The sequence below is a fragment of the Vibrio sp. JZG10 genome (assembly GCF_054064075.1).
The window spans coordinates 95,853-108,748 of the sequence record NZ_JBSUGE010000006.1 but is presented as its reverse complement, the minus strand read 5'-3'; the positions used below and the strand labels follow the sequence as shown (position 1 = coordinate 108,748).

The following is a 12,896-nucleotide window of genomic DNA, read 5'->3' as shown; positions in this document are numbered from 1 at the left end:
TAGGTGACTCATGTTAAATGATTATCCATGGTTGCAACCAGTATGGGATAACCTCAAAGTAGGGCTAGAGTCGGACAGAATACCAGGTGCGCTTTTATTGCAAAGCGAGCAAGGCTTAGGCATCGAAAAACTTATCGAGTTTTTTAGCCAAGCACTTCTTTGCCAAAATTACGCCAGTGAAGCGTGCGGTTTTTGTCATAGCTGTCAATTAAATCAATCACACAACCACCCAGATTTACACTGGATCAAACCAGAAAAAGAAGGAAGAGCGATAACGGTGGACCAAGTTCGAGCTTGTAACCGTCTTGCACAGGAATCATCACAGCTTAATGGTTATCGCCTATTTGTTATAGAGCCAGCGGACGCTATGAATGAATCGGCATCGAATGCATTGTTAAAAACGCTAGAAGAGCCTGGGGCAAAGTGCTTGTTTTTGCTCGTTACCCACAATCAGGAGCGCCTGCTTCCAACGATTCGTAGCCGTTGCCAACACTGGGTTGTTGCGCCGCCGTCAACGGAACAAGCGATGCAATGGATGCGCGAACAAGGGGCGCAGCAAGTTCCTGCTTACGCCTTAAAACTGAATATGGGCTCTCCGATAAAAACATTGGATGCGTTAAATAATGGCGATCTCGATGCTTACTTGGCTTTTGAGCGCACTTTTATTAAGGCGATGTCTTCTTCTACCTCAGACATTTCTGAGTGTGCTTCTTTAATGGCTAAACACTCGGAGCAATCACTAGACTGGGCGTGGTATTTACTGACAGACGCTCAGAAAGCGCAGTTTGGTGTATCAGAAGCACAAATGCTTCCTGGCGCTATAAAGTTTCAACCGAACAACTACAACGGTTTGTACTCATCAGCGAAGGCGCTGATGGACCTCAAAGCTCAGGTGCAAGCCTTTCCTGGTCTAAACCTTGAGCTACTATCAATGAACTGGTTAATTGAATCACGAGAGGCATTATGTTCGTAGATTCTCATTGTCATTTAGACAAATTGAATTACGACGATCTCCACATCAATGTGGAAGACGTTATTAACAAAGCTAAACAAGCAAAGGTAACCGAGCTGCTTTCTGTGGGAGTTACGCTGGATTCTTTCCCTAAAATGATGGAAATGATTGAGCCTTATGAGAATGTTTATGCTTCGTGTGGTGTACACCCACTTGATGTTGAAAGCGACTTTTCGATGGACGTGCTACGTCACCACGCATCGAATGAAAAAGTCGTTGCCATTGGTGAAACAGGCTTGGATTATCATTATAAGCCAGAAACGGCAGCGTTACAGAAAGAGCGTTTTGAGCAACACGTTGATCTTGCGGTGGAGCTTAACAAACCTTTAATTATCCATACCAGAAACGCACGTGCGGATACTCTAGATATTTTGCGTAAGGGTGGGGCGGAGAAATGTGGTGGTGTTATCCACTGTTTTACAGAAGATCTTCCATTTGCTGAAGCTGCACTTGAGCTGGGGTTTTATATTTCTATCTCGGGGATTGTCACTTTCCGTCAAGCTACAGAGTTGAAAGAAGTGGTGAAGACTCTACCTCTAGAGAAGCTTCTCATTGAGACAGATTCTCCTTACTTGGCTCCAGTCCCTCACCGAGGTAAAGAGAATCAACCTGCTTATGTTGTCGAGGTGGCTTCTTATATTGCGCAACTCAAATCGTGCTCTCTTTCTGAAGTGGCACAAAAAACCACCGAAAATTTCCGAAATCTTTTTTTGCGATGAAAAATCAATAAGAGCATAAAAAAGGAGCGTATGCTCCTTTTTTGTTGATAAAAACAACAGATATACTCATGAGTTTAATGTTTACTAAAAATGTTGATTTAATAACATTCAAAAATCACAAATGTAATTTTGTTACTAAAAATAACATTGGAGCGTATTTTATTTACGCCTTAAAATTAATTATATAAATAATAAACTCTTTATAAAACAGTAATATAACTGCAATGCAAACCTTTTCATCAGCTGTTTTTGGGTGTGATCCAAGACTTGTTTTGAAACTAAATTTCGTAACTGTGTGGAAAGTTTGAGGGTCATCAATATATATTTAGAGCCGGAAAATATAATGCAGTTGTGGTTACATTTTCATTGGGTGCTAACCTTTAGGCTACGGGGGTGTGCCGTTAGTGCCCAAATAATACTTATAAATTTATCAGGAGCATAAACATGTTTAAGAACCTTTTTGCTAACCTGCAAAAAGTTGGTAAGGCGCTGATGCTTCCAGTATCAGTTTTACCAGTTGCAGGTATTTTATTAGGTGTGGGTGCTGCCCATCTAAGCTTTATTCCAGAGATCGTTTCTAATCTTATGGAACAAGCCGGTGGTTCAGTATTCGGCCAAATGGCACTTCTATTTGCAGTAGGTGTAGCTCTAGGCTTCACTAATAACGACGGTGTTGCTGGTCTTGCAGCAATCGTTGGTTACGGCATCATGACGGCAACGCTAGGTGTAATGGCGGGTGTTATGGGTGTTGAGAAAATCGATACAGGTGTACTAGGTGGTATCCTTGTCGGTGGTGTGGCTGCTTGGGCATTCAACCGTTTCTTCAAAATTCAACTTCCAGAGTATCTTGGCTTCTTCGCTGGTAAGCGTGCAGTGCCTATCATCACTGGTTTTGCAGCGATCATCCTTGGTGTTATCCTTTCTGTAATTTGGCCACCAATTGGCGGTGCAATCTCTGCATTCTCTGATTGGGCTGCGCACCAAAACCCACAACTAGCATTCGGTATCTACGGTGTTGTAGAGCGTTCTCTAATCCCATTCGGCCTACACCACGTATGGAACGTACCGTTCTTCTTCGAAGCAGGTTCTTGTGTTAACGCTGCTGGTGAAGCTCAAAACGGCGTACTAACTTGTTACCTAGTTGCTGATGAAGCATCTCGTGCTGCTGGTAATGGCTTCGGTCAGCTAGCGGGTGGTTACATGTTCAAGATGTTTGGTCTACCAGCTGCAGCAATCGCAATTGCTCACTGTGCTAAACCAGAAAACCGCGCAAAAGTAATGGGTATCATGGCGTCAGCTGCACTGACTTCATTCCTAACTGGTATTACTGAGCCTATCGAATTCTCATTCCTATTCGTTGCTCCACTACTATACGGTATCCACGCTCTACTAGCTGGTTCTGCATACATTGTTTCTAACACTCTAGGCTTTGTACACGGTACTTCTTTCTCTCACGGTCTGATCGACTTCCTAGTTCTATCTGGTAACGCTCAGAAGATGGGTCTAATGATTGCTGTTGGTCTAGTATACGCAGTGATTTACTACGTAGTGTTCCGTGGCGTAATCACAGCACTTGACCTAAAAACTCCTGGTCGTGAAGATGAAACAGAAAGTGCGGCAGCAACTTCTGGCTCTGACATGGGTGGTGAACTGGTTGCAGCGTTCGGTGGTAAAGCTAACATTACTGGTCTAGACGCATGTATCACTCGCCTACGTGTCGCGGTTGCAGATACAGCAGCTGTTGACCAAGACAAACTGAAACAACTTGGCGCTGCTGGTGTTGTAGTTGTTGCAGGTGGTGTACAGGCTATCTTCGGTACTAAGTCTGACAACCTAAAAACTGAAATGGATGAGTGGATCCGTAACCACGGCTAATCACCGTCATTCATAACAATGAATAAAAGGAGGCTTCGGCCTCCTTTTTTAGTTCCTCTCTCATTGCTAAAAGTGCTTTCTGAGTGTGATCCTAAACTCATCTTTACTTTTGCCAGTCTTTTCATACATCGCGCTTACTCATCGTTGACATATTGAAACACCACTATGTTTGAATAGCGCATGATGTTTTTTTTAATAATTGATAACGTGTATGAAGAGCAAATTAATTTTATTAGCAGGACTAGTTTCTAGTACCGCAATGGCGGCAAATGAGCCAACGAACTTGTCTGTTGGTATGGCTGTCGATCAACAGTTGAGTGTTGTTGTTGAGTTAGATAATAAGTATCGCGGCATTATCGGTAACGATGGTATGGCGTTTGATTACATCGCTAAACGTGGAACATTCGATCAAAACATGCCTGTGACCTGGTATGTTGGCGTTGGTGGTTGGTATGAATGGGATGATGAGTTTGGCGTGCGTGTACCTCTCGGTTTGAACTGGGATTTATCACGCGGCTGGGATCTTTATGGTCAAATACACCCAGAGCTAGATCTTTACAAAGGTGCTGACTTACAACTTGGTGGTGCCGTTGGCATCAAATACAGTTTCTAGAATAAAAGAAACATAAAAAAACGCCGGTAAATACCGGCGTTTTTTGTTTGGAATGCAATACTGCTATTGTTTATCCATGGCTCGCTTGATACAAACGGCCGCGCCGCCCCAAGTGATACCTAAACCAATAACCATCATAATAATTGCGCTGATTGTCATTTCGCTGTCTCCTTGCGATTCACTGCGTTAATCACTAGACCAAAGATAAATAGTGCGGCGATAAGTGCCCAGCCTACAGTTAGATCATAACCACCGTAGCCTTCAGTAAATAAAGCATAAAGCTTAGTCGCTAAGATAATGGCGAGCATAATCGGTGTTACGAAGCGTAAACAGATCTCAAACCATTGACCAATAGAGAAATCAGAGCGCTCATTTACGTAATTACGTACTTCAGGCACGCGTTTCAATAGCCACGCCATCAATACAATCTCAACCAAGCCGCCTACCATAATGCCAACGTTGTTTGCGAAGTGGTCTACTAGGTCTAGCAGCAATAGACCGCCATTTGTTGCGAACGCCATAGAAACCACAAAACCAGTTCCGATTACAACGTTTGCAGCTTTTTTTCGGCTCCACTTTAGCTTATCTATGATGGCGGATGTTACGGCTTCCATGATAGAAATGTGCGAACTTAGACCAGCAACCACCAGTGCAAAGAAGAACAGAGGACCAAGAATATATGGTGCGGGTAATAAGTTAATTGCCGCAGGTAAAGTAACAAAAGCAAGGCCAACGCCTGCAGATACCACTTCTGTTAGCGGTTTACCTTGTTCTTGAGCCATGTAACCCAAGACAGAGAAGATCATAATACCAGCTAGGATGGAGAAGCCACAGTTGATCAACACGGTCATAAACGCGTTATTCGTGATGTCTGACTTTTCTGGCAGATAACTAGAGTAAGCCAGCATGATCGCGAAGCCGATGCTTAGGGTAAAGAAGATCTGACCGTACGCAGCTGCCCATACTTTCACATCCCAAATTTTGCTGAAATCGGGTTCAAACATGTAGTTAACGCCATCCAAAGCTCCTGGCAAGAAAACCATACGTCCGATTAAAAAAATCACCATCAAAAATAGTATTGGCATCATGATTTTAGATGCGCGCTCAATCCCTGATTTCACGCCTTTGGCAATGGCGGTGTAAGTAATAGCCCAAGCAATCACCATAGATAAGGCAATCTTCCATTGAATACTGCCTAAGTCTGTTGGTGAGTTATCACCTAACTTTAGGTACTCACTAAAGAAAAATGCGTTTGTATCGGTTCCCCAACCTTGAGTGAACGACAACCCAAAGTAAGAAATTGACCAACCGATAACTGCAACATAGTAAACGGCGATAACTGCTGCAACACCAACTTGGAACCAGCCAAGCCATTCAAATTTAGAATGAATTTTCGCTAGCGTTTTTGGTGCTGAGCCTCGGTACTTTTGTCCCATACTGAACTCAAGGATCATAAATGGAATACCGGCCGTGATCATGGCGAAAATGTAAGGAATAAAAAATGCGCCGCCACCGTTTTCATAGGCCATGTATGGAAAACGCCAAATGTTTCCCAAACCGATAGCAGACCCGACTGCTGCTAAGATGAATCCCGCTCGGGATCCCCATTGTTCTCGCTTCATATTTGACTCCTATACGACTCCCTGAGGAATGAAGCTCTCTCCGTAACACAGTAATATTTGCGCAAACCGTTGGAAGAAAGGACCGCTGTTATCCATCAGCTTTTCTATCCTTAATTCTAGCTTATTATAATTTTCTAGAGCTATATTCTGGTTACTGTGAGAGAAAGTAGATTATTAATCTTAAAGTTTTGATGTGTGTTTGATAAAACTGAAATATTTATCTGTTTTCACTAATCAGACTAACTTCTAATAATACTTAGCGCAATAGAATCTAAATGTTAACTCAGGTGCGTTGTCTGGTTTTAATCTTGTTAAATTTGAGTTTGATTATGGTTTTGTGTGGGGGATTGGTTGGTTGTATGGAACAAATGACTAGAATCCAATAATCGACTTGGTGTTTAAAACTATTTTGATGAACTAGGGCGTACGGCTATCTTTTGCGCACCCCGCTAGAGAATGCTTCGTTACTTTTCTAAGCGATGATGTTTAGATGATATTCTCTATCTGCTTTGTGTAGGACTCGCCCAGCACTATTTGTGGCGAGCCCTACGAAGTGAAGTGTACAAAAAATTAGAAACGGAAACTAAAACCAATATTTGATTGGAATTGGTTCATCCAATCGGTATCGAACTTAATGATGCAGTTTGAGCCGTCATTAGGTAGGGTGCAGGCTCCAGAGGTATCGTTATCAACGACCGTTCCCAACCATCTTAATTGGGCTGTCAACGCAAAGTTCTTTGAAAACTCATATTCCAGCCCTGCAAAAGCGCTCGCCGAAAATCCGTATTTTTTGTCTACCCAATCAACATCGGTGTAAGAGGCTCCCAAGCCAACACCAATATAGGTTTGCCAGTTTTCTGCAACAGGGTAGTACATGCTGCTTTGAAATTGCAGGTAATGGATATCTGCCGAATTTGATAACTTTTCAAGTTCTGTTGATTGGTTGGAGTAAAATAATCCAATTCTTCCTTTCTCAAAAGGCGTCTCGATTGAAAGTGCGTAGTTCACTGCGGGATCGAGGTCGTATGTATTGCCACCTTCGTCTTCTACTTGACCGCCACCTGTATAGCCTATGAATGGAGTAACGATAATATTGGCTTGTGCACTTACCGCGGTGCTGAGCAGTATGCTTCCTACCAGCCAGCTGAGTTTTTGGTTCATGTCCTATCTCCTTATTATGACTAAGCTAATTGTGATGGGTTAGTCAAAATTGCGCGACTAAATTAAGCAAATCTTGAACATATTTCACACTGGTGTTATTAATTTGTTACATATTAAGGAGGTGTTTATGGAACACGATCTAAAATCCGCATTAATCATCGTGGTGACTGTTTTTGCAGTACTTTTGTCGTTTGGCATCATTGCGATTACAACGGCTTAAGATAACTACTTTTACCAAGTGTTTTAACAAAATGGCGTGAGCCTATGATACGTAACAGCGGTATAATCACAGAAAGCCATACTGAGCTTGATGTTAAAGTTTATGAGCATTTCAGGCATGGAAAAACTGCTTTAGTCACGCAAGGTGGAGGGCAGAGAGGGATTTTTACCGCTGGCGTATTAGACGCATTTTTACTTTCCAACTTTGATCCTTTCGATGAATTCTACGGTACCTCTGCTGGGGCACTCAATTTATGCTCTTACTTATGTCGTCAACACGGTATGGGCAAAGCTTTTATTACCGAGCTGACAACGTCTCCTGAATTTTTTAATCTGTTTCGTTATATTCGAAAGCAGCAGTACTTGGGTTTAGAGTGGGCGTTAGAGCGGATTCAAGATTTCCCTTACAAGCTTGATCTTGATTTAGGCCGCAGTGCACTAGGAGGACGAGGTGCGTTTGCCGCGGTAACAAATGTAGAGACGCTATCGGATCAATATTTACCAATCTTGGGTGATACGTGGTTTAACACCATGTTAGCAACATGCGCGATTCCTAAGTTGTACCACGGACCTGTCGACGTTAATGGCAATAAGTTTGTTGATGGTGGTGTGTCGGCTTCTATCCCTGTTCAAGAAGCGTGGCGTCAGAATGCTCGCAACATTATTGTCATCCGAACAGAACCGTTCTCGGAGATTGAAGCGAGAGCGCAAAGTGAAGTAGGGGATGTGCCTGTCGAGTGGTATCGAGAGTCTATCAATTCGGTGCAGCAATCATGGCAGCAAAAAGTGAATCGATGGAAGTTGGATTGGGCTTCGTTCTTCCAACAAAAAATTAATGCCGCCCATCAGTCGAAGCTTGCCGGAAAAATGCTATTGAATGGAGGCCGTTGGTTGTTCGGTGCTGATAATTTGTATCGTTTAAGCCATTTAATCGGTGAGAATTTTGACTCAGGTTTAGCCGACATGCTGATGATTCACTATCAAACATTTGAGCTCACTCAGGCCTTTATATCTGCTCCACCTGACGATACTTTCATTTTACAAATCGCGCCTAAAGAGGGGCTTCGTTCTTCTTCTTTGTTAAGTGACCAAGAATCACTAGAGCATGATTATCAACTCGGACTTCAGGCGGGGTTTAATCTGGTTCAACTCTATGACCAACTGAATATTGAAATTGATGGTAGAGAGAGTGCATAACCTTTTGTATTAACGACATAAGCTAAATACAAAGTGAAGTGTAAATAAATGAGGCTCCGTTTTCGGAGCCTCATTCGTGTGCGTACCTAATCTCTGTGGTTAATAGGGTTAGGTATAAAGGTTATGCTTGCAGAATTCGCATGCAGTTGGTTGAACCCACGACATCCATTACATCGCCTTGAGTGATCATGACTAAATCACCCTTGTGCAAGAACCCTTGTTCTTTAAGGCTGGCAATCGCAGCTTGAGCTGTCGGTAAACCTGCATCACTTTTTGACTCGAAATATACCGGTGTCACGCCTCGGTATAGTGCAGCTCGATTGAGCGTTGATTCATTACGTGATAAGGCAAATATTGGTAAGCCAGAGCTTAAGCGAGACATCATCAACGCAGTTCTGCCAGATTCTGTTAACGAGATCATCGCTTTAATTCCTTCCATGTGATTCGCAGAGTACATGGTTGCCATTGCGATGGTTTCTTCAGCGGTTTCGAAGGTGCGATCTAAGCGATAAGTGGATAGGCTTGCCTCAGACATCTTTTCTGCGCCCACACACACCTCGGCCATGGATTTGACCGTTTCTACAGGGTATTTACCTGCTGCGGTCTCTCCAGATAGCATCACTGCGTCAGTGCCGTCTAGAACCGCATTGGCCACGTCCATCACTTCAGCACGCGTCGGCATCGGGCTAGCAATCATGGACTCCATCATTTGTGTCGCAGTAATTACGATACGGTTTAAGCCGCGTGCGCGGCGAATCAGTTTTTTCTGGACGCCAATAAGTTCAGGATCGCCGATTTCTACACCCAAATCGCCACGCGCTACCATCACTACATCGGATGCGAGAATAATATCGTCAATAGACTCATTGGTCGCGACGGTTTCTGCTCGTTCGACTTTAGCCACCAACATGGCTTCAAGGCCTGCATCTCTGGCTAGACGTCGAGCGTAATGCATGTCTTCGCCGTTACGTGGGAACGAAATAGCAAGGTAGTCCACTTGAATTTCTGCGGCGGTAAGAATGTCGGCTTTATCTTTCTCTGTGAGCGCATCGGCTGACAATCCGCCGCCTTTTTTGTTGATCCCTTTATTATTAGATAGTGGACCACCAACAATCACACGGGTATGAACTTTATTGCCTTCGACGCTGGTGACTTGCAGTTGAACGCGTCCATCATCGAGTAACAGAATGTCGTTTGGTGACACATCTTGCGGCAGTTCTTTATAATCTAGCCCTACGGACTCTTGGTTGCCTTCACCTTTTGGTAAATCACTGTCTAATGTGAATTTATCGCCCACATTTAACATGACTTGGCCGTCTTTAAAGGTCGATACGCGGATTTTAGGGCCTTGCAAGTCGCCGAGGATAGCAACTTGACGCCCAAGCTTTGCCGCAATAGTACGGACTTTTTTGGCGCGTTGAATGTGGTCTTCACTGGTTCCATGTGAGAAATTCATACGGACAACGTTTGCACCGGCTTTGATGATCTCCTCAAGTACATTGTCCTTATCCGTTGAAGGACCAAGCGTGGTGACAATTTTTGTTCGTCTTAGTTTGGAAGTCATAGATTCTCCGATGAATGTATGTGTAAAGGTAACTTGAACTCTATCCTTACTTTCCTCAATCGCTCTCAAGGTCTGCCTCGTTGCTGAGCCCACACCTTAAAGCTGCTTGAGTATAAGTATATGCACAGAATGTTTACATTAAGAGTAATCCCGGTAAAACAGACAGATAATCCATAGGTTTCAGCCCCTATTGATGAGAATGCGCTGGTGTAACAGGAGTTACTTCATAATTTAGTGAATAAAAATAAGTTATTTTTCAAACAATTTAACAGGAGTAGATTCTTCGTTATTTGATTGAATACACAAACAAACAGGTTTATACGTGATGCTTGTCACGGGGATTTATTAATTCACTTCACAATTAGTTCGCAAAGTAAAAAAATTGTCTCGTTATAGAATTTCGGAGTGCAAGATGTACATGGCTCAACCGGGCCATATTGATCATATCAAACAGGTCAATGCTGGTCGTGTATATAAACTAATTGACCTAAAAGGTCCTATTTCTCGAATTGATTTGTCCAAGCAGAGTGAGCTTGCTCCTGCCAGTATCACCAAAATCACTCGAGAATTAATTGAAGCGCACTTGATTCATGAAACCACAGTACAAGAAGCGACGAGTCGTGGTCGACCTGCCGTCGGTTTGCAGGTCAACAACGAAGGGTGGCAATTTCTGTCAATGCGTTTGGGGCGAGGTTATTTAACTATTGCTCTGCATGAGCTAGGTGGCGATGTGTTGATCGATACTAAAATCGAGATACACGAACGTGACCAAGACGATGTGCTTGAGCGTCTGCTCTACGAAATTGATGAATTCTTCCAAACTTACGCGGATCAACTTGACCGTGTTACCAGTATTGCAATTACGCTGCCTGGCCTTGTGAATTCAGAGCAAGGTGTCGTGCTGCAAATGCCTCATTACAATGTCGAAAATCTTGCTCTTGGACCAGAGATATACAAAGCAACGGGCTTGCCAGTTTTCATTGCCAATGACACGCGAGCTTGGGCATTAGCAGAAAAGCTTTTCGGCCATTCTCAAGACAATGACAACTCCGTCCTTATCTCTATTCACCATGGTTTAGGTGCCGGCATCATTCTGGATGGGCGCGTTTTGCAAGGTCGTCACGGCAACATTGGTGAGCTTGGGCATATTCAAATCGATCCAAATGGAAAACGTTGTCATTGTGGCAACATTGGTTGTTTGGAAACCGTTGCCAGTTCTCAAGCCATTCGTGAAGAAGTCGTAAGACGAATTGCTGATGGCGAAGACTCTATTCTTGCTGAGCAAGAAGAAATGAGTATTGAGAGCATTTGTGAAGCGGCAGCGAATGGTGATCCGTTGGCAGTTGATGTGATTGAAAAGCTTGGACGCTATTTAGGCTCTGCAATTGCTATTGTGATCAACTTATTTAACCCTGAGAAGATCTTGATCGGTGGTGTGATTAACCAAGCAAAAGATGTACTTTATCCTGCGGTGCGTCGCTGTATCGAAGAGCAGAGTTTACCAGTTTATCACCAAGATCTTGAGCTGGTGGAATCTCGTTTCTATAAGCAAGCCACAATGCCTGGTGCCGCGTTGATCAAGCAAGCGTTGTACGATGGTCAGTTATTGATGAAGGTTGTGGAAGGCTAATTGCTTCAAACATGATGAAGTGCTTAGGTGTCGAGCCTATACATTTTTAGATGATTTAGGGTGAGACTTAACGGCTCACCCTTTTTGATCGCCTATTACTAGAAGGTGAATTTGAGTTGTGCTGCATTGCTATATCTGCGCCATTCATGTAATTTCCTAAAAAGCTCAAGTAAATAAACCCAAATGGCTTTCAAGCCATGCTCGAAAAACAAATATCTTAAGGTTATTTGGGCTTAGAACCTTGATGTGTCTGTATTGATTTTGAGTAAAAATAAGAATTATCCATAATTTAGGTAGTAGTATGTCCGGAGTGTTAAATACGGTTGACCAGCGTACGAACTTGGTTGGTGAAAACCGACTAGAGCTTCTGCTGTTCACTTTAAATAGTCGCCAATTGTTTGCGATTAATGTGTTCAAAGTGAAAGAGGTCATCAAGCTGCCACCGTTAACCAAGCTTCCTGGCTCACACTACAACATTCGTGGGGTCGCTTCTTTACGAGGTGAAGCAGTGCCAGTGATTGATTTGCGTGGCGCGATAGGTTTCCCAGCTTTGCGTGGTGAAGCGGAAGAAGAAAACTTGATCGTGACAGAGTACAACCGCACGGTGCAGGGCTTCTTAGTCGGTCCGGTTAAAAACATTATTAATACGGCATGGACTGAAATTCAGCCGCCTCCTTCCACGTCTGGTCGCTCGAATTACCTCACAGCTATCACGCAAATCAAAGAGGGGGATGCCTCTCAAATTGTCGAAATTATTGACGTTGAAAAAGTTTTAGCAGAGATCGTGCATTACGACGTCACGATTTCAGCGGACATTCTGGATCAAGAACTTGCCCAAGCAATGGTCGGGCGTAATGTTCTGATTGTGGATGATTCATCTACAGCTCGTAATCAAGTTCGCGATACGCTTTCTCAATTGGGTATGAATATCATCGAGTGTCGTGACGGACTAGAAGCGCTAACAGTTTTAAAGCGCTGGTGTGATGAAGGGAAAGACGTAGAAAAAGAGCTGTTGATGATGATTACGGATGCTGAAATGCCTGAAATGGACGGTTATAAACTGACTCATGAAGTGCGCCAAGATCCACGTATGTCTAAGTTGTTTATTACGTTGAACACTTCTCTGAGCGGCAGCTTTAATGAAGCCATGGTACAAAAAGTAGGTTGTGATCGTTTTATCTCTAAATTCCAACCAGATCTGTTGGTTGAAGTTGCTCAAGACCGATTACGCCAGATGCTTTCTAAAAGTGCATGATTAGATATAGTGAAATCAGAGGGGGGAGC

At 43.3% G+C, this 12,896-nt stretch carries 12 protein-coding genes; 8 read left to right on the top strand and 4 right to left on the bottom strand.

Features of this window, described 5'->3' with window-relative positions:
• Positions 1-10: 10 nt before the first annotated feature.
• The 4 genes from ACWYVB_RS09405 (at position 11) to ACWYVB_RS09390 (ending at position 4,219) form a co-directional block, all read left to right on the top strand.
• Positions 11-973 carry a DNA polymerase III subunit delta' gene (locus ACWYVB_RS09405; RefSeq protein ID WP_337168324.1) on the top strand — a complete coding sequence of 321 codons (963 nt, stop codon included), beginning with the start codon at positions 11-13 and terminating at the stop codon, positions 971-973.
• Positions 964-1,731, top strand: coding sequence for a TatD family hydrolase (locus ACWYVB_RS09400; protein ID WP_005396993.1), 768 nt, complete (start codon positions 964-966; stop codon positions 1,729-1,731). The genes ACWYVB_RS09405 and ACWYVB_RS09400 overlap by 10 nt, the downstream gene beginning before the upstream one ends.
• Positions 1,732-2,175: 444 nt before the next feature.
• Positions 2,176-3,606, top strand: a complete 1,431-nt coding sequence (gene ptsG, locus ACWYVB_RS09395; protein ID WP_006743155.1) for a PTS glucose transporter subunit IIBC — start codon at positions 2,176-2,178, stop codon at positions 3,604-3,606.
• 211 nt (positions 3,607-3,817) lie between these two features.
• Positions 3,818-4,219, top strand: a complete 402-nt coding sequence (locus ACWYVB_RS09390; RefSeq protein ID WP_065646086.1) for a hypothetical protein — start codon at positions 3,818-3,820, stop codon at positions 4,217-4,219.
• Positions 4,220-4,282: 63 nt separating this feature from the next.
• On the opposite strand, the gene ACWYVB_RS09385 is transcribed toward ACWYVB_RS09390, so the two are convergent.
• The 3 genes from ACWYVB_RS09385 to ACWYVB_RS09375 form a co-directional block, all read right to left on the bottom strand.
• A complete protein-coding gene (locus ACWYVB_RS09385) occupies positions 4,283-4,378 on the bottom strand; it encodes a MetS family NSS transporter small subunit (RefSeq protein ID WP_005372963.1) in 96 nt (31 codons plus the stop codon).
• Positions 4,375-5,841, bottom strand: a complete 1,467-nt coding sequence (locus tag ACWYVB_RS09380; protein WP_005398219.1) for a sodium-dependent transporter — start codon at positions 5,839-5,841, stop codon at positions 4,375-4,377. Before ACWYVB_RS09380 ends, ACWYVB_RS09385 begins: the two co-directional genes overlap by 4 nt.
• Before the next feature lie 570 nt (positions 5,842-6,411).
• Positions 6,412-7,002: an outer membrane beta-barrel protein gene (locus ACWYVB_RS09375; RefSeq protein ID WP_047010036.1), complete on the bottom strand. Its 591-nt coding sequence runs from the start codon at positions 7,000-7,002 to the stop codon at positions 6,412-6,414.
• Positions 7,003-7,129: 127 nt separating this feature from the next.
• On the opposite strand from ACWYVB_RS09375, the gene cydH reads away from it, so the two are divergent.
• Together cydH and ACWYVB_RS09365 are read left to right on the top strand one after the other, a co-directional pair.
• Positions 7,130-7,222, top strand: coding sequence for a cytochrome bd-I oxidase subunit CydH (gene cydH, locus ACWYVB_RS09370; RefSeq protein WP_005372970.1), 93 nt, complete (start codon positions 7,130-7,132; stop codon positions 7,220-7,222).
• 44 nt (positions 7,223-7,266) lie between these two features.
• Positions 7,267-8,418, top strand: coding sequence for a patatin-like phospholipase family protein (locus tag ACWYVB_RS09365; RefSeq protein ID WP_005398215.1), 1,152 nt, complete (start codon positions 7,267-7,269; stop codon positions 8,416-8,418).
• A 121-nt stretch (positions 8,419-8,539) separates the two neighbouring features.
• On the opposite strand, the gene pyk is transcribed toward ACWYVB_RS09365, so the two are convergent.
• The gene (pyk, locus tag ACWYVB_RS09360) at positions 8,540-9,982 is read right to left on the bottom strand and encodes a pyruvate kinase (RefSeq protein ID WP_395222136.1); all 1,443 of its coding nucleotides are present in this window, start codon (positions 9,980-9,982) and stop codon (positions 8,540-8,542) included.
• A 412-nt stretch (positions 9,983-10,394) separates the two neighbouring features.
• On the opposite strand from pyk, the gene mlc reads away from it, so the two are divergent.
• Both mlc and ACWYVB_RS09350 read left to right on the top strand, forming a co-directional pair.
• Positions 10,395-11,612 carry a sugar metabolism global transcriptional regulator Mlc gene (gene mlc / locus ACWYVB_RS09355; RefSeq protein WP_005398213.1) on the top strand — a complete coding sequence of 406 codons (1,218 nt, stop codon included), beginning with the start codon at positions 10,395-10,397 and terminating at the stop codon, positions 11,610-11,612.
• A gap of 301 nt (positions 11,613-11,913) precedes the next feature.
• The gene (locus tag ACWYVB_RS09350) at positions 11,914-12,867 is read left to right on the top strand and encodes a chemotaxis protein CheV (RefSeq protein WP_005398212.1); all 954 of its coding nucleotides are present in this window, start codon (positions 11,914-11,916) and stop codon (positions 12,865-12,867) included.
• Positions 12,868-12,896: the final 29 nt, after the last annotated feature.